This window comes from Psychrobacter sp. JCM 18903, from assembly GCF_000586475.1.
Classification (GTDB): domain Bacteria; phylum Pseudomonadota; class Gammaproteobacteria; order Pseudomonadales; family Moraxellaceae; genus Psychrobacter.
In genome coordinates this window covers 136,145-162,339 of record NZ_BAWJ01000008.1, presented here as the reverse complement: position 1 = coordinate 162,339, position 26,195 = coordinate 136,145, and the positions used below count along the sequence as shown (strand labels likewise).

Sequence of the window (26,195 nt, the reverse complement as noted above, 5' to 3'; positions counted from 1 at the left end):
AGCGAATTTAACTTTGTTGCCACTCTTGTCTTATTTAAGGCGCGATAAGCAACAAGGAGAGTTTGATAAATCACTCATTTTTTGAACACGACCAACCGAATTATACCTCTAGTTTATTTTCTACGGCTTGTACCTTACGGCGGGCTAATGCAAGATTGGCTTTTGATTTATCAAGCACCAAATAAATAAACAAGTCTTCATGCTTGGCTGTAGGACGAATGATGTGCAGTTGAGACTCCAAGGTGATCAACATATCTTCGATTTCACCTTTGATATCTAATGACTTCATTGTTGCTACCTTCGCCTTTACCACTTGCGAGTTACCTGCTGCTGCAAGTTCTAAGTCAACGCCGCCGCCAGCCATACCAAGTACCATGCCTGACATATAGTCGACGATACAGCCACCCATTGCACCATCAAGATTCATTAATTCTTGTAACGACTCATCAATATTTGACATACTTTTTCCTATTTATCTGATTGTATTTAAATGAAGTCATTCCATCACAGAAATGCCTTCGTAGTTTCAAGGTATGAAGCTAAATCCAGCTTATTATTTACTCTTTTTATTATTAGTATATCTTAACTTACACTCAAAAATTATAAGATAATTATAACAATAAAATATCAATAACTAAGTATGTTTTTTGGTAAAAACCATATAGTCTATTTATAAACAAAGTCTACATACCGTAGCGGTAGTCATTATATTCCATATATTAGACTCGATGACGCTTACCCCTAACCACTCATGAACAAAAAACGACCGTTGAGTAGGAAAAAATAAAAACATCGAATAATCATGCGAGTTTAAAGTTTAAAACCCCACTCTTGACACTAAAATGCCATTGATCGTTGAATCACTCCAAGCAAACAACTAAGGAAAAACGATGCCCGATTTACTTATAAAAAATGCCCAATTACCCAATCATAAAAACTTGGTCAATATCAGTATAAACGGCGCTTATATTGAGAGCATTGACGACATTTCGGAAAAACCTGAACATGATGATGCGCCAAAAGCAATTTACGATGCTAAAGGTTACTTTGTCTGTGCAGGATTCTATGAGAGCCACATTCACCTTGATAAAGCCTGCATCCTTGATCGCTGTACTATAGAGCAAGGTGATTTAAACGAGGCTGTTGAAGAAACAGGTAAGGCTAAAAAGGATTTTACGGAAGTAGATGTGTTCAATCGTGCTTCACGAGTGATTGAGATGGCGATTAAAAAAGGCACCGTTGGTTTGCGCACCTTTGTTGAAACAGATTCAAAAACAGAGATGCGCGCCTTTAATGCCATCAAAAAAGCCCGCGATACCTATGCATTTGCCATCGATATAGAGATTTGCGCCTTTGCGCAATCAGGATTGACCAATGACCTGCATACTTATGAGCTATTAAAACTGGCATTGTCACAAGGCGCTGATTTGGTTGGCGGCTGTCCATACAAAGATGAGTATCCTCACAAGCATATTAAAATGGTGTTTGACTTGGCTGAGCAGTTTGACGTCGATGTTGATTTTCATTTAGATTTTGATCTGGATCCACAAGGCTCGAGCATTCCAAAATTGGTTGAAGAAACCATCAAGCGCCATTATCAAGGTCGCGTGTCTATTGGTCATGTGACTAAATTATCGGCGATGGACAAAGACAAGCGTATAGAAATGGCTGCGTTACTGAAATTCGCTGACATTACCTTGACGGTGTTACCAGCCACCGACATATTTTTGAATGGGCGTGATTATGATGCGCTCATTCCTAGAGGCATGGTCAACGCCAATGAGCTATTAGCAATGGGCATCAATACGACTATTTCTAGCAATAATATTTTAAATGCTTTCACGCCTTACGGTGATGCCTCACTAATTAGAATGGCAAATATGTATGCCAATATCACTCAATTAGCAAAAGATGAGCAGATAGCGGAGGTATTCGATATGATTAGCAAAAATGCAGCGAAGCTTTTGTCACGGCAAACGGAGATTAAAGTAGGAGCACCGGCTACCCTAGTCATATTAGAAGCGAAAGACGCGGTAGAAGCGATTAGAATCAATTCACAAGCCATAGCAGGCTTTAAAAATGGCAAGCAAACCTTTTGCAATGAGGTTGCCCATATTTGCTTTTAATAACTTGAGTAACTTGAATATCATCAATTGAGCATATTCAGTCAGTTGAAAGATGCAGCCTATCAATGCGCCAGCACCTTCATCATGAAACATAGGCTTAAAACGATAAAAGCGTCACCCAACTATACGTTGGACGACGCTTTTCATAACGGCTTTTTTACTATTTACTATAGCTTTAACATCATAGTTTAAATACTTTCATATGCAGATAAACTTAGTCTAAGGTTTGCACACCGCCGCCATTCACAAATATGGTTTGACCACTGACCCACTCAGATAGTGGTGCGGCAAAGTACAGCATAGCACCAGCGATATCATCGGCTTCACCCAAACGTTGAATCGGCGTATGCTCTAGCATTTTCTTTTCGATTTCTGGTGTTAGTACAGTTTTTAACGCATCAGTACGCGTGGCACCAGGTCCAACCGCATTGACACGTACCTCAGGGCCAAAATCATGTGCCAAGTTCGCCACCATATGATTGACAGCCGCTTTCGATCCTGCATAACCACTCATGTTCGGGCTTTTATTGATACTCGACATCGAAGTGGTAAATACAATCGAGCCATAACCCGATGCTTTCATGTGGGGCACGCATAATTGCGACAAGCGCCAGCCACTAAAAACATTCAACTCAAAGTCACGGCGAATATCATCGACCGATGCTGTGGCTGGGTTTTCACGACCGCCGCCACCGCCACCAGCATTATTGATTAAAATATTGACCGTGCCAAATTCAGCGACGACCTTATCTACCATAGCAACCAAATCTTCATCTTTTAAGATATTACATTCGACTGCCAAGCCTTTGACACCATACACTTCGATATCCTTGACCGCAGCCTTTGCATCTTCTAGTTTTAAATCAGCAACAGCGATATTTGCCCCAGCTTGTGCTAGACGTAGCGCCGTTGCTTTACCAATACCATTTGCACCGCCCGTCACAATCGCAGTTTTTCCTGACAGATCAAATAATTCATTAAATGCTCTATGTTTGAATTCTTGCATAATTATTCCTTATTATCATCATTATTTATAGATAGATTATTTGTTGTTATATACGTTTAAACGATCTATATAATTATGCATGATTGAACTGAGGCTAATGTGTCAAATTGACCACCTTTTGTAAATTAGTTTTGGCGCTGCAACTTTTAGTAATCTATGTCGTGAATTCCGTCGATAGTAACTTGGAATGTCATCGAAATGTTCTTAAGAAACAATGACAACCCTTAAAATCAGGACAAAAAAAGCCTCACAATAAAGTGAGGCTTTGATGCTTTTTCAAGCCATATTTGGAGCGGGAAAAGAGATTCGAACTCTCGACCCCAACCTTGGCAAGGTTATGCTCTACCACTGAGCTATTCCCGCTGATTATCGAATTGTAGTGTTGTTAACAACAACTCCGTCTCGATAGGCTGGCTATTCTATCAGATATTCCAATCCTGTCAACCTCATTTTTAACGTTTATTTCCAATATTATGTCTTTAACTCGCTATTTATTGATGTAATTATCATAAATAATTGATTTAGCGATAATTATTTATTTAAAATAATATCAGTTATTTTTCAGAATAATGTTAAAAATCTAAAGCTCTGTCCTTGTAGGTAATATCTCATTACCTATGAGACTATTTTTTGACTGAGATTTATGCCGCCTATCAAGTTTATAGACGTTAGTCACGAAAAATAGATTTGTTGGTGTCAACGTCCCTCTCACTTACAATCCTACGCTGTATTGTTACTTTTCCTGCATTGGTTTTGCCTTAGTAACATTATTATACTTATGCCTAATGACAGTTCGGGTAAAATTTTACTGTTGAGGTCACGTAGCAAACATAGGTAGAACATTAATAAAAAATTGCCTTACTTGCTGCTTCAACTCTCTATGCCACAAAAAATGTAACACGAGTCATTTGAACGATAATTATTTCAACGATAATCACTTTAACGACAACCGCTTTATTATTAATAGCCACTTTGTTCTATTTTACTTTTTATCATTTACAGCGAGGATGTTTATTATGAAAAAATTACTGACCAGCACCGTGATGGCCGCTTCATTGTCGGCACTAGCACTGACAGGTTGTACCAGCACCACCAGTACTGGTGCCGTTGGCGTTGACCGTCAGCAGCTATTACTGGTTTCTAGTGAGCAAGTTTTGCAGTTGTCTGCACAGAGTTATGCCAAAACGTTGCAAGAAGCAAAAGCGCGCGGCGTACTAGATACCAATAAAGCTCAGCTTAATCGCTTAAAGAACATCGCTAATCGTTTGGTCGGTCAGGTCGGCGTCTACCGTCCAGATGCGGCGAAATGGCAATGGGAAGTTCATACGATCAAATCTAATGAGCTGAATGCCTTTGTGGTGCCGGGTGGCAAAATCATGTTTTACTCGGGTATCATTGACCGCCTGAATCTCACCGATGACGAGATTGCGGCTATTATGGGTCATGAGATGTCACATGCGCTACGTGAGCACTCACGTGAGCGCCTATCGCGTCAGTATGCGACGCAGACTGGTATCGGCGTGGCTGCTAGCATCTTTGGACTGTCACAAGGTCAAGCTGAACTAGCAAACGTTGCTGGGGATTTGGGACTGAGCCGTCCACACAGTCGCACACAAGAAGCTGAAGCCGATCAAATTGGTCTAGAGTTAATGGCACGTGCTGGCTATAATCCGCAAGCAGCGGTTACCTTATGGCAAAAAATGCAAAGCGCGAGTCAAGGTGAGCCACCGCAGTTCTTAAGCACTCACCCGACCAGCAGCAACCGTATTGCTCAATTGCAATCTTTAATGCCTAAAGTGATGCCGCTTTATCAAAAAGCGCGTCGCTAACGAGATTGTTAGATTTCATGCTTTGAGTAAATGGCTGTTACTTATAGAAGCAGAGTACAGGTTATCAATTGTGCTCTGCTTTTTTATGCTGATAGCTAACAGATACCGCTACTTGCCATGACTAGCTATTAGCTCTCGTCATTAAGACAGTATGTTAAAAAGAATATCTTTCATTGCTATATTTTTTAGAAACAGGATTGCTCAAAAGTTTAATCGCTTACAGGCACACGCCACTTAATAGCAGGTTTTACCGCTAATAGCGTCTGCTATAATGGGCATTATTTGCAATTCACAAATTGCTAAGTATGATACCGCCAAGTACTATTAGGCAAAATATATGGAAAGATTATTATGAGTAAAACACCGACCACTGATGCTCTCAATGCTGAGCTACAAGCGTTGCAGCCGCAACATATAGAATTGTTGAATGAATCAATGAATCATTCTGGTTATTTTGATGGTAAAGAAAGCCATTTTAAGCTTACGATTGTTAGTGATGCTTTTGAAGGCAAAAGATTGGTCGCACGCCATCAGCTTGTATATGGACTGGCAAACTCCTTATTAACCTCGCAAGGCGGTCAAATCCATGCTTTAGCGATTCATGCTTACACCCCAATAGAATGGCAAGGTCAAAGCCTGATAGTCCGTTATGTGCTGGACAAAACAAGGGCTAATAACGAACTATTGCGAAGATAGTATTTTCCATACCATAATTATATGTAACCAGTAAGCGCTGAAACTGCACCTTTAAAGGAAATAATATCTCATGAAACATCTACACATGCTCATGGCTGTATTGCTCATTGCCCTGTTTTTATATCAGAGCTATTTGGTATTAAGCTCAAACAAGCAAGCACCACGCGTGGTTAAAATCTCTTCGCACATTCTCTATGCCCTCATTATTGTGTCAGGGGCAGTCATGCTAATGCAGCTGATGAGTGCCAATGCACCCATACAATGGTATTTGCAAAAGTAATCTTACTCGTTGCGGCTATCAGTGCCAGTATCAAAACGTTTAATAATAACGCCACATCTAGCCAAAGAAAAACCGGTATTCTTATTGCTGGAGCGGCATATGTGGGCATTGTGGTACTTGCCTTTGCTAAACCCGGCAACTTATTTTAATAAACATATCATATTTTAATTGCACAAATACTTATATTACTAGCATTGAAGATATTTAATAATTGCTATATTTTCAATATCTTAATCTCATTATTTTTGCTATCTTACATAAATACAATCGCCTTAACCTAGCCTAATGGAGCCACTATGAAAACTCTTACTGCAGCGACACTACTGGCGACAGCTGGCATTTTTGGTCTCTCAGGCTGTGCCTCAACGGGCAATGTCACGCCACAATATGTGCCACCAAGTACGTATCAAAGTTATGATTGCCAAGCCCTTAGTCAAGAATATACCCGCGTCAATCGCTATGTCGACGCGGCGCGCAATGAGCAATCAACTTATCCGCCTCAGGTGTCGGGGTTGGGGTTTCTGCAGGACGTTGGGGTATATCCCCTAATATTAGCTTTGGCGTTGGCAAAAGCAACAATACTAAGGCGCGCGATGCAAAATTATCACGGCTCTATGGCGAGCGTGATGCCATCATTCAATCCGCCCGCATTCAGCGTTGTAGCTTTGCCAATGGTGTTAAGATTTATGGCGAGTAATGCGTGATCGGTTATGTTTAATAGATTATATTTAATAAGTTAAGTTTGATAAGTAATATTTAACTGCTCAATTCTTTGATGACTTTAGATAGTATTTGTTATAAAAAAGCCAGCATGCAATAAGCATACTGGCTTTTTTATAATCATAATTCGTTAAAACTCAAGAATGTAAGCTTTGTACCCACTGAACAATTTGATCGCTAGGTAAAGCACCTGACTGCCGTGCTATCTCTCTACCATTTTTAAAAGCCACCATGGTTGGTAAACTGCGAATATTATAAGGTGCCGCCGCTTGCTCATATTTATCGGTTTGTATTTTGGCAAACACTACTTGTGGCAGTTGCGACGCTGCGGCTTTGAACTGCGGTGCCATCATTAGACACGGCTGACACCAACTCGCCCAAAAATCAACGATGGTCAAGACCTCATTTTTTTGAATGGCTTTACGAACCGTTTGGGCGTTTAGTTCATGAGGACTACCCGTTAATAACGGCTGACCACATTTGCCACAATTTGGCGCAGCACTAAGTTTGGCTGCTGGTATGCGATTGGTTGCCTGACAATGTGGGCAGATCAGATGAGAGTTTTGCTCACTCATTATAAGACTCCTATGCAAGTAGCATGGGTATTGGTCAATCAAAGTATCCAATACCCATGCTTGATTATGTATTTATGATAATAAATCTAGCGACCGTTTAACGCTTGCAGGTATTCATCCCAAGCATTTTATACAAAGGACAAAAGCGGAAGAGTCCTGTGAGTAAAGGCACTAAGCCAATCACGCCCCACCAGCTTTGAAAATACAAACCCAAGCCGATAATCACAACACCCGCGATGATACGTAGTAAACGCTCAGTACTGCCGATATTAATTTCCATGGTTCAATCCTTAAGTGTGAAGGCTTAATGTAGAAGAGTAATATAGCCATGTGTTTACGGTAAAGACTAGCATTATGATGGCTTATACTCGTATTGTGCTTACGTAACGTGATGCATGTTTATAATGTTTGCTTCTTCTGATGTCTGTTTTATTGTCCAAGTACATTAATCGGTACTTTGAGATAACGGGTACCATTGTCTTCTGGCTCTGGGAAATGACCTGCATCGATGTTTACTTGTACCGATGGAATAATGAGACGCGGCATGTCAAGAGTGGCATCGCGGCGCTCACGCATTTGCACAAACTCTGCTTCATTGATGCCATCTTTGACATGGATATTGCCCAGTTTTTGTGCAGCGACAGTCGTGGTTGGACAGTGCTGGCGACCCTTGCTTGGATAATCATGGCACAGATATATTATCGTATCTTCAGGGAGCGCAAGGAGCTTCTTGATTGAGTGGTACAGCGTCTTGGCATCCCCACCTGGAAAGTCACAGCGAGCCGTTCCGACATCAGGAGCAAATAAAGTATCACCAACAAAGACCACGGTCTTTTCATCATCAGTCGCAATATAGCCATATCTGCCGGCGTATGACCCGGTACATACATGACCGTAATAGTAATATTGCCAAGCGCCAAAGTATCGCCCTCATCCGTTAGAATATCGAACTGGCTGGCATCGGTGCGAAAACTGGTATCAAAGTTGAATATTTGCTTAAATATTTTTTGCACTTCGGTGATATGTTGACCGATTATCAACTGCCCACCGAGTGTGTCTTTGACATGTATCGCGGCGGATATATGGTCAGCATGCGCATGAGTCTCTATGATGTAAACCAGCTCCCAACCATGCTCGCGGACGAACCCTATCACCTCATCGACGCTAGTAGTACTCGTGCGCCCTGACTTAGCATCAAAATCCAATACAGGATCGATGATGGCACAGACTTGTTGTTGAACGTCCGCGAGTACGTGAGTATAAGTTTCTGTGTCGCTATGTAAGAATGAATGAACTTGCATGGCTACCTCTTTGCTTTTAGATGAATATTTTATTTTTTGATAAATTGTTCAGTATAATATGCACCGGCTTCAGCTTATCGTATTGACCGCCACATATTTATCAACGATGCATACCAATATAGCAACGATTTAACATTTTATCAATTTATATAATGTAAATAATGATAACTTGATATCCGTGGCAATATCATTGATAATTAATCTTATCTTAGCTATTAATCCTAAATTTTTTATTATGTCTTATATAAGGAGCTTGCTCTGACTACTTCTACTTCAGCATTGAGCACCTCGACTACCAGCATTGATGATGCGTCATCTAGCGTAGCAGACTTTGCCCCTAAAGACCTTGCTGAGCAAATGCAGCAAGCGTCCATGCAAGCCAGCCAACTATTAAAGTCGCTTTCACATCCGGATCGCTTATTACTCTTATGTCAGTTGACTCAAGGAGAATATTGCGTCAGCGAGCTCGAAAGCTTAGTCGGTGTTGGTCAGCCAAGCTTGTCACAGCAGCTTGGTATTCTACGCAAAGATGCGCTGGTGACGACCCGCCGCGAAGGCAAGCAAATTTATTATAGTATTGCCAGCGACGATGCTTGGCAGTGTTACATTTGTTGTATGAACGCTTTTGTGCCAAAACTGACGGCTAGTTTGTTGGCTTGATTTTTGAGCATCACTTGTCAACCTAATTTTTCAGCATTACCTTGTGAATTTAGCGCTTAGCTGTAATTAAATTTTCTTCTATTCAATTTTTTCTACTATAGTCGGTTCAATATAGTTTAGATACAAAGAAGGTGAGCGAAAGTACTACAACTAGTAGACTAAGCGAGTCTGACACCGTATCTGATTTATATAGGATTGACTATATATTGTGATGACATATTGCTATGCCTTCTATCGCCGCTCGTCTGATTCCTGCTTGGTTGCGTCAATACCAGCTGTCTGCCTTGCCAACTGACGTTGTTGCTGGGTTGGTGGTTGGGGTGCTCGTCATTCCACAAAGCTTAGGTTATGCGGTATTGGCAGGATTACCACCCGTCTATGGACTCTACGCGGCCATCGTCCCCGTGTTGGTCTATGCATGGATAGGATCGAGTAATGTGCAAGCAGTAGGGCCTGTCGCTATTACAGCGATTATGACAGCCAGCAGCCTGCATCCTTATGCTACAGAGGGTACTCAGCAGTATATATTGATGGCAAGTTTGCTGTCATTGATGGTTGGTACGATGTTATGGTTAGCAGGGCGGCTCAAACTTGGCTGGATTATGCAGTTTATCAGTCGCGGCGTTTCAGCAGGCTTTATCAGTGGTGCCGCCGTATTGATTTTTGTCAGTCAGCTTAAATATCTGACTGCGATTCCGATTGCGGGAAATAACTTAATCGGTTATCTATCAAGCATGCAACTTTATGCACGCCAGCTACATCCGCTAACCTTAGTTATTGGCGTCATTGCTTTTGCACTGTTGGTGGCCAATCGCTACGGTAGCAAATGGCTATGGAAATCCTGGTTATCAGTGTCTTATGCCAAATGGGCTGAGCGACTATTTCCGCTTATTTTGCTCGGTATTGCGATTGTTTTGAGCATCAGCTTACACTGGACCACGAACGGCGTGGCCACGATTGGTAGTATTCCACAAGGCTTACCATCCTTTACCCTGCCCTATGTACCAGACTTCGATGAAGCGCTGAATCTATTACCTAGCGCAGGTTTGATGGCATTGATTATCTTTGTCTCTAGCAGCTCCGTCGCCAGCAACTATGCACGCCTGCGCGGTGAGGCTTTTAACGCCAATACTGAGCTGACTGGACTGGGGCTTGCCAATATGGCAGGTGGCTTTTTTCAAGGCTTTACTGTCGCTGGTGGCTTTTCGCGCACCGCTATCAATGCCGACTCAGGTGCCAAAACACCAGTTGCAAGTTTAGTAACTGTGCTGGTCATGATTGCTGCTTTAATCGCTTTTGGCAATGTACTCGCACCACTGCCCTACGCTTTATTGGGTGCAACCATCATGGCATCGATCATCGGTCTCATTGATATAGCAACCTTGAAATCGGCATGGCAACGCGACCGCCTAGATGCGGCCAGCTTTTTGGCGGCATTCATCGGCGTATTGATATTTGGATTAAATACTGGCTTGGTGATTGGTTTGATGGTGTCGTTTGCTAGCCTCATTTGGCAATCGAGTAAACCGCACGTCGCCGTTGTTGGTCAGCTAGCTGGCACAGGGCATTTTCGCAATATAAACCGTCACGATGTGGTGACCTTTAGCAATTTATTGATGCTGCGTATCGATGAGAGCTTATTTTTTGGCAATAGTGAATCTGTCCATCGTAGGGTCATACAAGCCACTCAGCAATATCCAGAAGCGCATGAGATTATTCTTATTATGTCAGCAGTCAATCACATTGACCTGACCGGACAAGAGATGCTTATCAGTCTTAATCAAGAGCTGTTGAACCAAAATAAACATTTAAACTTTAGCTTTATTAAAGGGCCAGTAATGGACATCATCGAGCATACTCCGGTCATTACCACCCTCTCAGGTCAAGTTTATTTAAGCACGATGGATGCGGTAAATGCGCTAAAAGATATCTAATCGGTCTGTGAGACATATGTTGCTCAATCAAGCATACTTATTATTATGCTGTGACAAAATATAGATATGATAAAAGCTGTGTTATGCTAAATTGGTATAAGCCCTTAAAAAATACAGCCTTTAGAAGAGATACCTAAAGTACAGCCTTTATAAAATGGCGCTTAGCTACAATACGATACCTCCAAACGTCTTTTAATATACGCGACCGAAGCTACTTATGACCGATAATTTAACCATTTATAAGCAAATTTATCCAAGCCAATGCACCAAGATTTCTGAGCTTGGCTACCGCTCCGTGCTCAATATTCGTCCTGATGCCGAGACAGAAACTCAGCCAATAGCTGTGATTTTACCAGTGCGACGGCAAAAGCCAACCTTACTTATCATCATTTACCGTTTGATGATGAGCGCTTGAGCATGGCGACTGTCGAGCAGTTTGCGGCGTTTTATCGCTCTATGCCTAAACCAATATTGATGTTTTGCGGGACAGGTGCACGTGCTAAATTGTTGTATCAAAGCGCATTGATGCAAGGTTTGTTATAACCGTTACTATAAAAAAGCGATAGCGCTTACATACGTTCTCTTTAGAAAGTTGCCTATTAAGATTAGTCTAAGATTCTGTATTTTACGCCACACACTTTATTTAATATGAAAAATAAAAAGGAGCTCTTATGAGCCATCAAATTAGTATTACCGGACAAATCACCCTGATCAAGTACCTATGATTGCTGAAAATGGTTTTAAAACCATTATTAACAACCGTCCAGATGGTGAAGAGCCGAATCAACCGACCAGCGCTGAGATTGAGGCCGCTGCTAAAAAAGCAGGTCTTGCTTATAAAGAAGTGTCTTTCGCTGGTAGTGAGCTTAATCAAAACCATGTCGAAGAATTTGCTGATTTCTTTAATCAAGCTGAACAGCCAATGCTGATCTTTTGCCGTACTGGCAACCGCTCAACAGGTATTTATGAAGCGGCAAAGCGTATGGATTTATTAGACGATTGATAGTGATTTAAATATAATCGCTACTGCTGAAAAAACGCCCGTCCAAATTTTGGATGGGCGTTTTTTATTGAAATTACTGAACTATAGACTGGTTAATTTTTAATATTGAGCACATAATAAAATACTACTTATACAGCTCACTAGGATTTTATGATGCAAAAACCGCTACTCATCATCGGCAATAAAAACTATTCGTCATGGTCATTGCGAGCTTGGCTACTATTCAAAGCTTTTAATATTGACTTCGACGAGCAACTGATTGAGCTGTTTCATCCATCCGCGATACCCATTCTCAATGAGCATGCGCCAACAGGCAAAGTGCCAGTTTTGGCCTATGCTCAAGATGAGGAAAAAGTCACGGTCTGGGATACTTTAGCGATTGCCATTCATGCCAATGATTATTTGACAGAATTAGATCTTTGGACAGGATTGAGGAAGTCTGACGCTGAGACCAATACTAGAAATAGAATAAATAGCGCTTATTGCCAAAGCATCATCGCGGAAATGCACTCAGTTCATAGGCATTCGTAGCGAGATGCCGATGAACATTCGAGCTAAAGCAAAAATACAACCCAGCAATGCCTGCTTAAATGATATCGCGCGTATAGAAACAATATTCGAAGATTGCCTGAAAGAGCGCTCAAAAGACAGTTATCTATTTGGTCATTTCACTGCCGCTGATGCTTTTTTCGCACCAGTTATTCTACGTTTGCAAACGTATGCCGATGCCTCTGGCATAGTATTGAAATCAACGACCAAACAGTATTGTGAGACGATGTTAAACAATCCTCATCTACAGGCTTGGCGAGAGGCAGCACTTGAAGAAACTCGCGTAATTAAAGAAGATGAAGCAGGTGAGATACTTTCGGTGGTTGGGGTGTTGGCTGACCAAAAGTGAATCATTGAAAACGAGCCTAATAATTATCTTTTAAAGGATATTCATTAGGCTCTATATAGCCTTTGTTTTTTGATAATTAATACGATAAGTAGCGTTATGATATTTCTTGCCTTTCACAAATCCATTGAGTGTTATTTCTAAAGGATAAAATCCATTAACCGTTTTACGACTATCAATGGCAAAAGTAGTTTTGGTATTATCGCACTCTGACATGTCCTCTTCACATTTCCCAACGTCTTCGTTGTTATGATCCATGCCTATCCAACTCTCTTTGATACCTCCTCCATCGGGTATTAATATGACTAGGTAATCGTTGTAGTACCCTTGGATTACGTTGCTATGCTTATTTAAAAACCCCCACGCATTCGGTCCGAACTTCTGTAAACGCCATTTAGAAAGACCAAAACCAAAACTTCCAGCGGTCATGGTAGGATTTGCTGACTCTACTTGCCAGCTACTACCTTGTGGTTTCAATACAAGCATACCGACCAAACCACTGTCAAAGCGAGTGTCGGTATACTCCAACGCTTCACCATCCTCATTAAACTAGCGTTACCTTTCACCACTATATATAAACGTTTACCTTTATCAGTCTCTAATACTCGTTGTCTATCGATTTCAATACAATAGCCCGTAAACTCCCGTTCTCCAGTTAAACCATTATAAGGCCCTGAGGGTGCAATGATACCTTGGCACTGTTGAGCCTTATTATAAATAGGATAGTATTCTTTAATAATCTCATTAACGCTTTTTGCCGATGCAACATTTGATAAGCTCATAAGCGTAATCGCACCAACAACGCTTAAAGTTATTTGTGATAGTTTGAAGTTTGTCATACTTTATCTTTTCCTAAACGCTTAACGGTTATTTTTTGCGACAGCTGCAGCGTGATGTACAGTACGATATAAACAATAAAGTCGACACTTAAAAACTGACATCTTTCATTGGATAATCATTAGGTACTTGATACCCTAATCGGGCTGATATTTAATAAGATAGACTTTATTTTTATATACTTTATCATCCTCAAAACCGTTTAACGTAATCTCTAACGGATAAAAACCATTAATTATCGTCTTCTTATCAACGCCTAGCTTAGCCTTTAAAAGTGTACAAGTACTGGCATCAGGATTGCTACAACCTCCTGCTGACCCAGATCCTCCATTAGAATGTTCATACTTGGCTTCTACCCAGCTTCTTCTAATATTACTCTTGTCTGGCGTAAGTAACACAAAAGCCGAGCCTGAATGAACCCAATGCGAGTCACTATGAATATTAATAAATCCCCACTTATCAGGGGCAACTTGTATCAGCTTCCAGTCTTTTAGACCTTTACCAGAAGCACCTGCATTCATCGCTGGATTGGCAGATTCTACTTCCCAGCCTGAACCTTGTGGCTTTAGAACAAACATGCCTACTAGACCAGAAAAGACGTGTGCTCCATACGCTTCGCTACCATCTTCATTAAAACCTATGTCGCCAGTTACCGATACATACAATCTTGTGCCTTGTCTAGTTTCTACCTTCAATTGTCTATCAATTTTAATACAGTAACCGTTTTGATAAAGTGTGCCTTCGCCATCTGATGAACCGTTATTAGCCATAATACCTCGACACTGCTTAGCCTCATTATAGATGGGATAGTATTCATTCAGAATCTCATTGACGGTTTGCCCTGCATAAGCATTGCTTACACTAAATATAAACGATATAAAAAGCAGACATTTAACCCAATGATTATTTTTGCGAATTGCATATTTATTTTTCACTATTAATGTTCTCATAAAATATTAACGAACATAAGTTAATTTATAAATTTTTACAAGTAGTATATCAGCACCCATAAAAAACCACCTCAAAAGAGGTGGCTTGTTAGAATAAATTTAGCGTGAAATAACTTACTGCATAACCAAGTATTCAAACGCTGATAATGCCGCTTTGCTACCTTCACCCATCGCAATATTAATTTGCTTAAATGGCACAGTAGTTACATCACCACAAGCAAAGATACCTTTGCGATCCGTACGGCAGCGTTCATCAATCTCAATCTCGCCAAAGCGATTTAGATCAACAAAGCCTTTAACAAACGCAGAGTTCGGTACTAGACCAATCTGTACAAACACCCCTGCCAAGTCACGCTCATGAGTATCACCTGTGCTGCGATCTTGATAAACGATCGAAGTCACTTTACCATCAGTCGCTTTAATTTCTTGCGTCGCTGCGCCAGTGATAAATTCGATATTGGCTTTTTCTTTGGCTTTGTTAATCAATACCTGATCCGCTTTCAAATCATCCGCGAACTCAAGCACGGTCACATGCTTCACGATACCAGCAAGATCTAATGCCGCTTCGATACCAGAGTTACCACCACCGACGACTGCAATGTCTTTACCCTTAAAGAACGGGCCGTCACAGTGAGCACAGAAAGCCACGCCTTTACCGATGTTTTCTTCTTCACCCGGAACACCAAGCTTACGCCACTGAGCACCCGTCGCTAAGATAATACTGCGTGTCTCAAACGTCTCACCCGTGTTTAGATGAATGCGATAATTTTCATCTTCTGTCTCACTGATTTCTTTGACGCTGACGTGCTCTTTTAAAGTAATATCGTATTCGCGTAAATGCTTTTCAAAGTTCGCTGATAGCTCAGTACCCGTGGTTAAAGGCACAGAAATTAAGTTTTCGATATCCTGCGTGTCTTTCACCTGTCCGCCGATACGATCAGCAACCATCGTCACTTTTAAGCCTTTACGAGCGGTATAAATCGCAGCGGCAACGCCAGCTGGACCTGCACCAATAATCGTCACATCTTGCTGCTCTAACTGCTCAGCATCGTCATCAGCTTCTGCTAACAAGTCAGGAAACTGCTCTTGCAACTTTCCAATCAATTTGGCCGTGTCGATGAGACCATTGGCAAACGGTTTACCATTTAAGAATACCGCTGGTACACCTTGGATGTTATTGGCATCAACCTGCTCTTGGAATAGAGCACCATCAATCATCTCGTTGCTAATACCATCGTTCAATAGTGCAAACTGGTTGAGCGCTTGTACCACTTCTGGGCAACTGTGGCAAGATAGCGACACGTAAGTTTGAAACTGTAGTGGCTTATTAAAACGCTTAATCAGCTTTTGAATACTTTCATCCAATTTTAGCGTATGACCACCGGCTTGCAAAATAGCCAAAATCAGCGAAGTAAACTCATGACCACCGGGGATACCACTAAAAACAATACCCGTATCAGTCAATTCACCATCGACATGACTGACTACTTTAAAGCTAATTGGACTTGGTAAGCTATCATCAGTTGCTGTTGCATCAAAATTGATTTTATCTGTGGTGCCAGCGATTTTAGTCAAAAAATCAATCAACTCAGCACGCTTGCTATGTTCGCCACTACCCAATACAAAGGTAATTGGACGAGTCATTTTTTCGCTATAACTTTTGATGGCATCTAATAAACTTTTATCTATCATGTTTGTTCCTCATCATTACTGGATATGTAACGGCAACTGTCATATTGCTCGTTCAAATATAGACTATTTGGTATTAATAATTTTATCTGAAATATTGTAGGCCATAAGTTTATGCCCTTTGATGTCTCTATTATCATAGGTTCTGAGGGTTTCGGCAAGCTGAGAAACTCAAACCTTATGTTTTATAAAACCAATCATTAATTATCATTTATAATTAAATATTAATCTATATGTGGATTATTCTCATGGTAACAAGGCTATTTTTTCGCTACAATCAAATGAGGCTAATAAGAAAAACTCTTATTTCCCTCGTTGCAGATTGTCTTTTATGCAAGTTTATCAAAGAAGCTTTCTGCTACTATTAGGTCTTATCCATATTGAGCTAAATAGTGTTTTGGCTTAATAAAATCAAGTCTCAAAATCATAGCAATTCATCAAAACAATCTTACGACCATGCGCGGATGCTTACTGCAAACTTGCGCTTCATAACAAGGATGACAACATGAGAAAGACTGATACATGGCAAGATAACAAAGACATTATTGCTGAGCTTAAGCTAAAAGACAGTCATTTTGCGACGATCTTTGATGAGCATACCCAGCTAGATCAGCAGATTAATCAGTTGGATAAAAACTTGGTGACACACACCAGTCGCGATGAAGAAATTGAACTGATGAAACGACGAAAACTGCATTTAAAAGATGAGATTTATAAGATAATTGATAAAAATAAACTACAATCTCATGCTTAGCGCTTCACTTATTATCACGATGCATGAATAAAAACACTTATTGATAAATGACATAAAAAAACCCCATCAACTTATGCTGATGGGGTCTTCATTTATAATGCTGATTTAACTCAAAGTAGGATATACAGCACTACAAATATCTAAAGTATTGAGCAAGTTCGTTAAATCAAGAGTTAGATTTTACCAACAAGATCAAGACTTGGTTTTAATGTTTCTTGACCAGCTTCCCAAGCTGCTGGGCAAACTTCGCCATCGTTTTCACGAACATATTGAGCTGCTTTCACTTTACGTAGCATGTCTTTTGCACTACGGCCAATACCACCAGCATGAATCTCAGCAACTTGAATCAAGCCGTCTGGATCAACTAGGAATGTACCACGTTCAGCCAAACCTGCTTCTTCGATCATGACGTTAAAGCCACGAGTGATACGGCCAGTAGGATCACCGATCATTGGGTACTGTACTTTACCGATCGCTTCTGAAGAGTCATGCCATGCTTTATGCGTGAAATGAGTATCAGTAGATACTGAGTATACTTCTACGCCCAAACCTTTAAGCTCGTCGTAATGAGCCGCCATGTCTTCAAGTTCAGTTGGGCAAACGAAGGTAAAATCAGCTGGGTAGAATAAAAAGATTGCCCAGTTGCCTTTTACATCTTCTGAAGTGATGGTTTTGAATTCACCATTAACGTACGCATCAGCTGAAAATTCTGGGATTTCTTGATTAATAATAGACGCCATGATTGGCTCCTTTATAGTTGATTGATAGTTAAGTTGATTAAAATTTCTTGGTATGATTGTTTCTATTAAGCCTTTACTGCTTTGGGCTACCTGACAAACTATACGCGAATTCTATCGTTAATCCAGTTAAAAGTTTTTAATGTGATGTTTTGTTTTATTAAACTTGTTAAACTATTCTCTCTACTTTTTATCATCAGTGCATTATGCGTAAGCCACTATAGAGCATGCGTCAGTCACTATACAGCCGTTAGGTTACGTTAAGATGACATCGAGTTTGGATATCGAATTGGTACACCAAATGAATCAGCATAATATATCACGTTAAAAACCCATTAATAGAGAGGTTTTATGATTACTTTACGTCAACTTGAGTTTGCTTTAGCAGTGGCCAAGCACCGTCACTTCAAACGTGCAGCAGAAGACTGTAATATCTCGCAATCGGCACTGAGCTTGGGTATTGCCGAGTTAGAAAAGCAACTGGATACGCAGATTTTTGAGCGTAATAATAAGCAAGTATTGATTACCCCTATCGGTGAAGACATTTTAACACGGGCGCAGCGAGTTTTCTCTGAAGTCAATGATTTGACCACACGCGCCCATAGCCATCAATCGCCGCTGGCGTATCCGATGACTGTCGGTATCATTCCAACGATTGCGCCTTATCTGCTGCCAAAAGTCTTACCTGCCCTGCGAGCAAATTATCCAGAATTTCGTATGACCATCGTTGAGCAACAAACGGAGCGGTTGCTAGAGCAAGTGCGTTACGGTCATATTGATACCGCTATTATCGCGCTGCCTTATGCAGTCGATGGTTTGCACAGCTTTGAGTTTTGGAGCGAGGATTTCTTTGCCGTATTCCCAAAAGATGATGTGCATGCCAAGCTTGAAACCATCAACGCGGATGAGCTGGCTACCGCCAATCTTATGCTGCTCGGCGAAGGGCATTGCTTGACCGATCAAACCCTTTCTGTCTGTCATTTTGACCGTGCACAGATGAAATCAAGCTTTTCAGATGCCAGTCTAAATACCCTTATACAGATGGCACTTGCAATATGGGAACGACATTGGTGCCAGAAATGGCATTGGATCAGCTGCATCTGCAGAACCAAAATGCCGTCGCGATACCACTCGCTGAGCAAGGACCACATCGTCATATTGCCTTTGTCACCCGTCTGAACTACGCCCGTGTCGATGACGTCAACTTATTGGGTAAAGTGTTTAAGCAAGCCTTTGAAGATGCTGCTAATAAAGAATAATCTGTTGGTTATAAATTGCCAGCAGTTATCAAACGAAGGTTAACGATGGACGATTTATCGCAACTAAATACTGAGCTTGGTACGATTTTTACGCAGCATTTATCCGCTATGAGTAGCCATATCACGCCAGAGCAAGTGAGCATACTTTGGCAGGATATCACCATGCGTTATAACGAGCGCAGCGTGCTTATCATAGCTTGCAGCATATTCAGCAGTTGTTTGGGCAGTTCGATCAGGTTAAGGATAATTTGCATGAGCCGCATATCATTGCGTTAGCACTGTTGTATCATGATGTGATATATGAGCCGACGCGCTCAGATAACGAGCTTAAAAGTGCAGAGTATGCAGTAGAGTCATTAACTGGTTATTTAAATGCGGAGCAATGCCAACATATCTACGCGTTGATTATGATGACGGCTAGTCATCAAGTTGACAAATGGTCAGACGAAACTAACGAAGGAGAAAAATACAGCGATGCCGCTTATTTACTAGATATGGACTTAAGTATTTTAGGGGTATCTTGGTCGGAGTATGAACACTATGCTCACGCTGTACGCCAAGAGTATGCGCATGTCTCAGATGACGATTATCGCGTCGGACGCATGGCCGTATTAAAAGAATTACTGGCACATCCAACGCTTTATCTGACAGATTATTACTATGCACGGTTAGAGAAGCAGGCTAGAAAAAATATTGAGCACGAAATTACGCTTTTACACGCATCTTAATAAACAGCTCACTGCCCTGCCGTGCAGGATGCGAATTATAGCTTGGCTCCATGATTTCAATATCAAAACGCTGCTCAAAACGCTGCTGATATTCAGCTTTTGTGCCGCCAAACGGTGGTTCTTCTCGTCCAAAGTCTTTATCAAAGAGCAAACCAATCAGCTTACCATTCAGTTTCAGTAACGCTGCCATCTGCTGCACATACTCATCACGGCGTGATGGATTTATCGCACAAAAAAACGTCTGCTCAAGCACCCAATCAAACTGATACTGCTCAGGCGATAACTCAAAAAAGTCGGCACAGATTAAATGCTCAACTGGAAAGTCAGGATAACGCTCAGCAAACGCTGCAATCGGCGCAGGGGCAAAATCAACCAAGGTGACATTGGTAAACCCTTGCTCATGTAAATAACCTACCTCGTAAGCATTGCCCGCACCCGGCACCAGAATCGCTTGCTCTTTGGCAGATTCGGGCAGTTGGTCCATATAGGCTTTGAGCGGTGGTGATACCTGTCCCATATCCCAACCGATACTGTCTTGCTCATAACGCTGCTGCCAAAACTGCGCTTGATTGACGTTTTCCATACGACATCCCTGTAGACAAAATTATTATTTAAACGACACGATTTGTATCGTTATGTCTTATCATATCAGGCTTATTAGAGCGTGTCTCATTTTAAAGATGGTGATGAAAATGAGGACACGCCTTACGATTATGGATATTATTTAGATAAATCGTTTAATCTAATTTTCCAGTCTTCCCTGCCAGCATATTATGCCAGTTCTGATAATCTGGCATCGCATTCGCTACCGTCTGCCAAAACTCCGCACTATGATTGGCATGGTGTAAATGACACAGCTCATGGACGATGACGTATTCTGTGCATTCAATAGGATAAGCAGGCAGATACACAGATAACCAAATTCGGCGCGCACGCGTGTTACAACTACCCCAGCGCGTATGCATTTTTTTTAGGCGTATCTCATTGGCTGTCGCACCGACAATCGGTTGCCACTTTGCAAATAATGCAGGTATCGCTTCAGAAAGATGTTGCCGATAATAGGCAAGTTTTTCATCATGGTTTAAAATGAACGGTTGCTTTGTACCCCACAATAGCAAAGTACTATCAGCAGTTAAAGCTTGCGCTAAAGGAAGTTGTTGCCGTTTATACTGCTCTAATACTTGCGGATGGTTTGCTATCGCCCATGACACACGCTTCATCACAGCCTGCGCAGCTTGGGCTGGGCTAATAAATAGTGGTACAGATACCAGTAACTGATGTGGCTTTAAGCGGAAATTGATATTTTTAACCCGCTTTTTGCTGATATGTAGCTCAATATCTGCTTGCGCCAAACAATGTTTAGCGCTGTCTAATAAAAACGAATGATTTGCTGGCGGTACATTCATGCTCAGAGCGCTTGCAGATGATTATCAAACGACATCATATGGCATTGACTGTCTTTAACGATAGCTTGATTTGTAGTGACGATGTCTGAGTTTGGTATAGATAAATCATTGACCGTTAATCTGGTCAATTGACCTTGACCATCACTAACGATAAAACCTGATCGCTCATAATGATTGGCTGTATTATTAGTACTTTGCCGCAAAAACACTGCTGCCCCTGCACAATCTGGTAGCTAACGTCATTTATTAAGGTGCGAGTGTTTAAATCATAAATCGCTGCACAACCGCCAATAGGTGTGGTCACGCATAGTAGGTTACGCGCACTATCGACCGCTACACTGGCGATATACTGATGAAAGCGCTGCCATTGATCATTGGGCATAATGAGCGCTTTAAAATCAGCATCACCGCGCTTATGGGTCAATACTAACGGTACATTAATATGCTTTTCGCCTTGGAATTGAATACCTATCATCACCATACCATCGTCATGCATGGCTAGGTGACGCACGCTCATTTGATTGTGCTCAGGCATAATCTGCTCAAGTAAAGCGCCAGTATGACGGCTGAGGTAAACCAATGAAGGACGCATACTGTCTAAATTGAGCTCTTCACGCGACGCTTGCTCGGTTTTGATACCGCCGTTAGCGATCACTAACGTCTCGCCATCAGGATGCATAATCAGCTCATGCGGACCGATACCATGCGAGTCATACTCTGCTATTTTTTTATAATTATCGTAAGCATCGTAGATACCGATTTTACCATCCAAATTTATGGTGTCATTCTCGGTCACATACAGCAACTTACCATCTAAGCTATAACAAGCGTGTCCATAAAAATGACGGTTATTTGCAGCGTTAATGGCGAATTTTACTTCTCCAGTTGCTGTGTCTAATACCCAAAATTTTTCGCTCGGACGGCGCCCCATCACCACGACGTCACGACTGCTATGATTCTTCACCGTACTATCTTGATCACTAAGCACAGGCTGAACGACAATATCGTGAACACGTTCAGGCATGGTCGTTTGCCAAACGATTTGTCGCTCAGCGTCAATACCGACCACACCAAAATCATTATCATCACGCTGCTCATCATTTGCTAATGCGCTATTTTTTGGCATAGAGGCGACACCGCTAACCCAACAAATGGGTCGCGTCAGTACGGTGGTGGTATGTGCCGCGCTAAAGTCAGCGACGCTATGATGGTTGGTATTCTTCCTATCATCTAGCGATAAATAACAAGCGTGTTGCCATGCAGTAGCGGCTTGCTGACAAGCGTAACTAAACCGTGCTAACTGGGGTGTTGGTGTAGAGGTTAACGACTGCAACTGCGAACGTATGCCTACGACATAATCCTGCAAGCGGGCATCAGGCTGACGCTGCTTGCGATAACGATGATGAATACAGACAAGCGCTACGGTACCCATTATAGTAGAAAGCATCGTCAATGCTGATGTTGCCAGCAGCTCATTATTAGACTGCTTATCTTCTGGCTGCGGCTGTGATTTATTTGCTGTCTTAGTATCGATAGAGTGCATTTTTTAATCGCCATCAGTACTGTTAAAGCCCACACGGATACCCAGCGTCGGAATCAATTGGCGCTTAATAATACGTGTAATAGTCGTGAGGTGATCATACAGCTCTTGTTGAGTGGCTTTATCGGCAGTCCCTAAGTCTTCTGGCATTTGCGCTAATAGTGTAGTGGCATCAGCAAGCGCGGTCGATAAGTTATCCGCGACTTCATTTTCATTATTGCTGCCCAAAATAGCGGTCAAAACGGGATCTGTCAGTGCTTCATTCAATGTCGCCAATTTAGCATTGATAATGGCACGGCTTTGCTCTGCGGTAGCGGCTGGCAAATGACCTTTTGCCTTTCCTGTTAAGCCTAACGGTTGATCGATGGCATTAGACTTCATGGTCTCAACCAACGAGAGTAAAGAATTAAACCATTGATTCAATCCTTGATCGCTGTCAGCCGTTTTATCAATGGCTAATAGACTAGTGGCATTTTGCTGCCAGTTTTTCTCAATATCTTTTAGGCGCGTGCTCAAAGCACTACTTGCACTCATCACATAAGCACATTGAGCAGCATCCAGACTGTCATTGGCATATAACGCTTCTTCTAATCCTGGCACCCCTTGCACGATGGCACTCTCGTTAGCCAATTGCTCGGCGGTGAGCTTAGGATTGGCAGCAATTAGCTCGGCAACGCCACTGTGTACCAGACCGCGCTCATCAGGATAGTAATTGATATATAAATTACTCATGCTGGCGGTCGCTGGGCCAAAGTTAATCATCTCAGCGCCTGCCCATGCTTGTGCGAGCACTAGCCATTGATCGCGCAGTGCTTGCAACTCGTCACCGCTGACTGGTGCTTGCTGACAATGCTTTTGCGCCAAATCATGCAATAAATCACTCTGTTTTGCGGCATCCGCATAGGCTGGAATGACAATGTCATTTGCCACATGGGTCAAATAGGTCTTTTCAGTCTCGGCACTAATATCGACAGCGGTAATTTTATCTCCACTACTATCTTTTTCTGCAACGCTGGTAGATGCCGCACTGTCTTGCGCAACTTTTTGGCTATCTACTTCTGGCGCTTTATTGTCATCAGCCGGTTTGACACAGCTGATCAGCAAGCCTGCGCTTAAGGCCGATAAGGCCATCGCTAAAGCATGGTTCATTTTCATAAATTTCTCAATATTATTATCAATAATGGTTTAAATTCTACTCTTTACAAGCTCTAGTCTCTAGTGTTTGATTGGGCGGATAACCTTATCAACACTTATTTTCTCAGTTATTACTCAATCATTTAGCATAGATAAATGACATTACCTCTATAATGACTGTAAAAACGCATTCAATTCAGAACGACCTTGTTTGTCGAGTTTGAGTACTTTTTGCTGTTGCTTCTGGGCTTCACCGCCGTGCCATAGCACCGCTTCCATCAACGTACGGGCGCGACCATCATGCAAAAATGTCGCTTGTGGATCGACCGTTTGCGCCAGACCAATGCCCCATAAAGCAGGCGTACGCCATTCATAAGAATTCGCTAAAAACTCAACTTGGATATTTTTTGCGGGTAATTTTCCAGCAATCGTGCGATCGGCAAGATCATCACCCATGTCATGTAATAGCAAATCCGTATAAGGATAAATTACTTGTCCATGCTGCTCAAGATGGTCATCGTCAGTTTTTGGCAACTGATATCTTGGTGTATGGCAACTTTGGCAACCCATATCATAAAAGCGTTTTTTGCCCGCTAGCACTAGCGTATCGTCAGCATCACGCCGATGCGGTACCGCCAAATTGCGCGTATAAAACTCCACAAACTTAGCCACTTCATCATTGACTTCGACGGGCGGCTTACCATTGCCTTGCTCATCAGCCCCAGTCGTCGCATTCATACAAGCCGTCTGTGTCGGCATACAGGATTCATGAGGACGTATATTTGAGGTCAAGCCCATGTCTTCATTAAAAGCACTTTGGTTTTGAGTAATCAGCTTGGTTTGCCCAGCTTTCCAGCCAAAGCGTCCAAGGGCATGCTTGCCAGTCTGTGGATCCATGACCCAATTGAACTTGCCACTGATATCGCCATTCGTACTGTTTTTATTATCAACCGCTTGTTTTTTAATCGCTTCATCCGGTATTTGCTCGAGTAACCCAAGCCCAATCATCGGTAAAGCCACTCGCGGCGACACCATCAAATCATCATCAAATGCCCCATAACCCGGTTTGGTTAAATTAAAGGTGGGCGCACGCAATGTTTCGACATGACCATCCGCAAAAGTAACAGGCTTGTCTGTCCACTGCACCGCAATTCTGGCTTCAGCAGGCACACCTTGGATACCTCGATCTTGTAACTGACCACCATACATAGGATGAACGACTTTTTCGATAAGTGAGTTTTGCAGTTGCTGACGCTGCTCATCGGTGGTCGCTGGCATCGCAAGGCGAATAAGCAAGCTATCGGCATCGTCATCACTAGTCATAGGCGCATGACCGCGACCGTCCTTGACATGGCACGACTGACAGGCAGCAACATTGAACAATGCGCCCAGACCATCGCGGCTGTCAGTGCTGGCAGGGGCAATCACCCACGGTTGCCGAAAGAATGCATTACCAATAAAAAAATGCCCTTTTCGTGATGCCGTCAAGTTTGATGAAGGTTTAGAGTAACTCTCAGCGCTGCTAATACTAATACCAGTATCACCACCTTGCTTGACCTCTTGCGGATCAAAGCTTGCCAATTGCTGCATTGGTACGCCAGCGAGCGTTTCGATGGTTTGGAGGCGTTCAGGTGTTAGCGTTGGGTTGTCAGCATTATTAATGGCAGATTTTTCGTTTTCAGAAACGTCATCAGACACACCGTCCGTTGGCTGACAAGCACTAAGAGATAGCACACATAGAATACCAAGCGTTGGCTTTAACAGGGTGGTTTTGCTGACAAAAGACGCATAAAAAGAGGTAGGGGTTTTGGCTTTGAAAATATTTGTCGTGTTCATCGTGGTGTTCATAAAGAGTACCTTAGTTCTAATCTAGAACCATTAAAATCGCATGCTATAAAGTGTTTCACTTCTAGTCGATAAGGTACAGCAATGTAATGACGTACTGACCTATCAGGCTATTTTAATATGGTAAAAAAACGCGCTGCCAACGGTAGTCGACAACGTGTGTATTATACCTAAATTATTTTTCCATGAAAATAATTCTCATTAGCTTATAACGACTTGTCAGGCATTATCGATTAATACTATGTCGATAATGCTATGTCAATCACTGCTATGCTTGCTGTTAAGCCAGTA

General features: G+C 41.9%; 26 protein-coding genes, 1 tRNA gene and 5 pseudogenes. 16 read left to right on the top strand and 16 right to left on the bottom strand.

Features of this window, described 5'->3' with window-relative positions; all coding sequences use genetic code 11:
- Nucleotides 1-100: 100 nt before the first annotated feature.
- On the bottom strand, nucleotides 101-460 hold the full coding sequence (locus TT12_RS07620) for a hypothetical protein (RefSeq protein ID WP_045444104.1): 360 nt from the start codon (nucleotides 458-460) through the stop codon (nucleotides 101-103).
- 430 nt (nucleotides 461-890) lie between these two features.
- Between TT12_RS07620 and TT12_RS07615 the strand changes: the two genes are divergently transcribed.
- Entirely contained in the window at nucleotides 891-2,126 is a 1,236-nt protein-coding gene (locus tag TT12_RS07615) for an amidohydrolase family protein (RefSeq protein ID WP_045453554.1), read from the top strand.
- Nucleotides 2,127-2,340: 214 nt separating this feature from the next.
- Here the strand turns inward: TT12_RS07615 and TT12_RS07610 are convergent, their stop codons facing one another.
- Nucleotides 2,341-3,132: a glucose 1-dehydrogenase gene (locus TT12_RS07610; protein ID WP_045453552.1), complete on the bottom strand. Its 792-nt coding sequence runs from the start codon at nucleotides 3,130-3,132 to the stop codon at nucleotides 2,341-2,343.
- A gap of 288 nt (nucleotides 3,133-3,420) precedes the next feature.
- Nucleotides 3,421-3,495: transfer RNA gene (locus TT12_RS07605), tRNA-Gly, on the bottom strand.
- Nucleotides 3,496-4,148: 653 nt separating this feature from the next.
- On the opposite strand from TT12_RS07605, the gene TT12_RS07600 reads away from it, so the two are divergent.
- From TT12_RS07600 to TT12_RS07585, 5 genes and pseudogenes are all read left to right on the top strand, one after another.
- Nucleotides 4,149-4,961 (top strand): M48 family metallopeptidase, encoded by an 813-nt coding sequence (locus TT12_RS07600; RefSeq protein ID WP_045453551.1) that lies wholly within the window; start codon nucleotides 4,149-4,151, stop codon nucleotides 4,959-4,961.
- Between the two features lie 351 nt (nucleotides 4,962-5,312).
- A pseudogene (locus TT12_RS07595) lies at nucleotides 5,313-5,635 on the top strand (BolA family protein).
- Between the two features lie 92 nt (nucleotides 5,636-5,727).
- On the top strand, nucleotides 5,728-5,937 hold the full coding sequence (locus tag TT12_RS17040; RefSeq protein WP_243443490.1) for a SirB2 family protein: 210 nt from the start codon (nucleotides 5,728-5,730) through the stop codon (nucleotides 5,935-5,937).
- Nucleotides 5,919-6,086, top strand: a complete 168-nt coding sequence (locus TT12_RS17035) for a hypothetical protein (protein ID WP_243443489.1) — start codon at nucleotides 5,919-5,921, stop codon at nucleotides 6,084-6,086. Before TT12_RS17040 ends, TT12_RS17035 begins: the two co-directional genes overlap by 19 nt.
- A gap of 147 nt (nucleotides 6,087-6,233) precedes the next feature.
- Nucleotides 6,234-6,641, top strand: a complete 408-nt coding sequence (locus TT12_RS07585) for a hypothetical protein (protein WP_502685170.1) — start codon at nucleotides 6,234-6,236, stop codon at nucleotides 6,639-6,641.
- A gap of 153 nt (nucleotides 6,642-6,794) precedes the next feature.
- Here the strand turns inward: TT12_RS07585 and trxC are convergent, their stop codons facing one another.
- The 3 genes and pseudogenes from trxC to TT12_RS07570 all read right to left on the bottom strand — a co-directional run bounded on the left by trxC (nucleotide 6,795) and on the right by TT12_RS07570 (nucleotide 8,533).
- Nucleotides 6,795-7,232: a thioredoxin TrxC gene (gene trxC, locus TT12_RS07580; protein ID WP_045453548.1), complete on the bottom strand. Its 438-nt coding sequence runs from the start codon at nucleotides 7,230-7,232 to the stop codon at nucleotides 6,795-6,797.
- A 97-nt stretch (nucleotides 7,233-7,329) separates the two neighbouring features.
- Nucleotides 7,330-7,512: a YgaP family membrane protein gene (locus TT12_RS07575; RefSeq protein WP_045444095.1), complete on the bottom strand. Its 183-nt coding sequence runs from the start codon at nucleotides 7,510-7,512 to the stop codon at nucleotides 7,330-7,332.
- A gap of 149 nt (nucleotides 7,513-7,661) precedes the next feature.
- Nucleotides 7,662-8,533, bottom strand: a pseudogene (locus TT12_RS07570) (MBL fold metallo-hydrolase).
- A gap of 279 nt (nucleotides 8,534-8,812) precedes the next feature.
- Between TT12_RS07570 and TT12_RS07565 the strand changes: the two are divergent.
- The 7 genes and pseudogenes from TT12_RS07565 (at nucleotide 8,813) to TT12_RS17015 (ending at nucleotide 13,028) form a co-directional block, all read left to right on the top strand.
- Nucleotides 8,813-9,193, top strand: coding sequence for an ArsR/SmtB family transcription factor (locus tag TT12_RS07565; RefSeq protein WP_243443488.1), 381 nt, complete (start codon nucleotides 8,813-8,815; stop codon nucleotides 9,191-9,193).
- 224 nt (nucleotides 9,194-9,417) lie between these two features.
- Nucleotides 9,418-11,127 (top strand): SulP family inorganic anion transporter, encoded by a 1,710-nt coding sequence (locus TT12_RS07560; RefSeq protein WP_045453545.1) that lies wholly within the window; start codon nucleotides 9,418-9,420, stop codon nucleotides 11,125-11,127.
- A gap of 217 nt (nucleotides 11,128-11,344) precedes the next feature.
- Nucleotides 11,345-11,542 (top strand): hypothetical protein, encoded by a 198-nt coding sequence (locus TT12_RS17030; protein WP_243443487.1) that lies wholly within the window; start codon nucleotides 11,345-11,347, stop codon nucleotides 11,540-11,542.
- Nucleotides 11,515-11,670 (top strand): annotated as a pseudogene (locus tag TT12_RS17025) (beta-lactamase hydrolase domain-containing protein); the annotation flags it as partial. The gene TT12_RS17030 and the pseudogene TT12_RS17025, both read left to right, overlap by 28 nt.
- Before the next feature lie 128 nt (nucleotides 11,671-11,798).
- Nucleotides 11,799-12,130 (top strand): annotated as a pseudogene (locus TT12_RS07550) (protein tyrosine phosphatase family protein).
- A 150-nt stretch (nucleotides 12,131-12,280) separates the two neighbouring features.
- On the top strand, nucleotides 12,281-12,661 hold the full coding sequence (locus TT12_RS17020) for a thioredoxin domain-containing protein (protein ID WP_243443486.1): 381 nt from the start codon (nucleotides 12,281-12,283) through the stop codon (nucleotides 12,659-12,661).
- 10 nt (nucleotides 12,662-12,671) lie between these two features.
- On the top strand, nucleotides 12,672-13,028 hold the full coding sequence (locus TT12_RS17015) for a glutathione S-transferase C-terminal domain-containing protein (RefSeq protein ID WP_243443485.1): 357 nt from the start codon (nucleotides 12,672-12,674) through the stop codon (nucleotides 13,026-13,028).
- A gap of 51 nt (nucleotides 13,029-13,079) precedes the next feature.
- Here TT12_RS17015 and TT12_RS07540 read toward each other — a convergent pair whose 3' ends face one another.
- The 4 genes from TT12_RS07540 to ahpF form a co-directional block, all read right to left on the bottom strand.
- Nucleotides 13,080-13,553: a hypothetical protein gene (locus TT12_RS07540; RefSeq protein WP_207804023.1), complete on the bottom strand. Its 474-nt coding sequence runs from the start codon at nucleotides 13,551-13,553 to the stop codon at nucleotides 13,080-13,082.
- Nucleotides 13,499-13,864: a hypothetical protein gene (locus tag TT12_RS07535; protein WP_045453540.1), complete on the bottom strand. Its 366-nt coding sequence runs from the start codon at nucleotides 13,862-13,864 to the stop codon at nucleotides 13,499-13,501. The genes TT12_RS07540 and TT12_RS07535 overlap by 55 nt, the downstream gene beginning before the upstream one ends.
- A gap of 135 nt (nucleotides 13,865-13,999) precedes the next feature.
- Nucleotides 14,000-14,632: a hypothetical protein gene (locus TT12_RS07530; protein WP_207804022.1), complete on the bottom strand. Its 633-nt coding sequence runs from the start codon at nucleotides 14,630-14,632 to the stop codon at nucleotides 14,000-14,002.
- Between the two features lie 294 nt (nucleotides 14,633-14,926).
- Nucleotides 14,927-16,504, bottom strand: coding sequence for an alkyl hydroperoxide reductase subunit F (gene ahpF, locus TT12_RS07525; protein WP_045453535.1), 1,578 nt, complete (start codon nucleotides 16,502-16,504; stop codon nucleotides 14,927-14,929).
- A gap of 502 nt (nucleotides 16,505-17,006) precedes the next feature.
- Between ahpF and TT12_RS07520 the strand changes: the two genes are divergently transcribed.
- The gene (locus TT12_RS07520; protein ID WP_045444089.1) at nucleotides 17,007-17,255 is read left to right on the top strand and encodes an HP1242/YdcH family protein; all 249 of its coding nucleotides are present in this window, start codon (nucleotides 17,007-17,009) and stop codon (nucleotides 17,253-17,255) included.
- Between the two features lie 173 nt (nucleotides 17,256-17,428).
- Here TT12_RS07520 and ahpC read toward each other — a convergent pair whose 3' ends face one another.
- Complete coding sequence (ahpC, locus tag TT12_RS07515; protein WP_045453533.1) at nucleotides 17,429-17,995, bottom strand: alkyl hydroperoxide reductase subunit C; 567 nt, start codon at nucleotides 17,993-17,995, stop codon at nucleotides 17,429-17,431.
- A gap of 348 nt (nucleotides 17,996-18,343) precedes the next feature.
- Between ahpC and TT12_RS07510 the strand changes: the two are divergent.
- Together TT12_RS07510 and TT12_RS07505 are read left to right on the top strand one after the other, a co-directional pair.
- Nucleotides 18,344-19,251, top strand: a pseudogene (locus TT12_RS07510) (hydrogen peroxide-inducible genes activator).
- Nucleotides 19,252-19,448: 197 nt separating this feature from the next.
- Nucleotides 19,449-19,979 carry an HD domain-containing protein gene (locus TT12_RS07505; protein ID WP_243443484.1) on the top strand — a complete coding sequence of 177 codons (531 nt, stop codon included), beginning with the start codon at nucleotides 19,449-19,451 and terminating at the stop codon, nucleotides 19,977-19,979.
- Here the strand turns inward: TT12_RS07505 and TT12_RS07500 are convergent.
- The 5 genes from TT12_RS07500 to TT12_RS07480 form a co-directional block, all read right to left on the bottom strand.
- Nucleotides 19,957-20,562 carry a methyltransferase domain-containing protein gene (locus TT12_RS07500; protein ID WP_045453530.1) on the bottom strand — a complete coding sequence of 202 codons (606 nt, stop codon included), beginning with the start codon at nucleotides 20,560-20,562 and terminating at the stop codon, nucleotides 19,957-19,959. The two genes, TT12_RS07505 and TT12_RS07500, sit on opposite strands and share 23 nt — an antisense overlap.
- A gap of 154 nt (nucleotides 20,563-20,716) precedes the next feature.
- On the bottom strand, nucleotides 20,717-21,385 hold the full coding sequence (locus TT12_RS07495) for a M48 family metallopeptidase (RefSeq protein WP_045453527.1): 669 nt from the start codon (nucleotides 21,383-21,385) through the stop codon (nucleotides 20,717-20,719).
- Nucleotides 21,386-21,509: 124 nt separating this feature from the next.
- Complete coding sequence (locus tag TT12_RS07490; protein ID WP_243443483.1) at nucleotides 21,510-22,928, bottom strand: DUF1513 domain-containing protein; 1,419 nt, start codon at nucleotides 22,926-22,928, stop codon at nucleotides 21,510-21,512.
- Nucleotides 22,929-22,931: 3 nt separating this feature from the next.
- Complete coding sequence (locus tag TT12_RS07485; protein WP_045453525.1) at nucleotides 22,932-24,080, bottom strand: imelysin family protein; 1,149 nt, start codon at nucleotides 24,078-24,080, stop codon at nucleotides 22,932-22,934.
- Between the two features lie 147 nt (nucleotides 24,081-24,227).
- Nucleotides 24,228-25,907, bottom strand: a complete 1,680-nt coding sequence (locus tag TT12_RS07480) for a di-heme oxidoreductase family protein (protein ID WP_227678894.1) — start codon at nucleotides 25,905-25,907, stop codon at nucleotides 24,228-24,230.
- Nucleotides 25,908-26,195 lie beyond the last annotated feature (288 nt).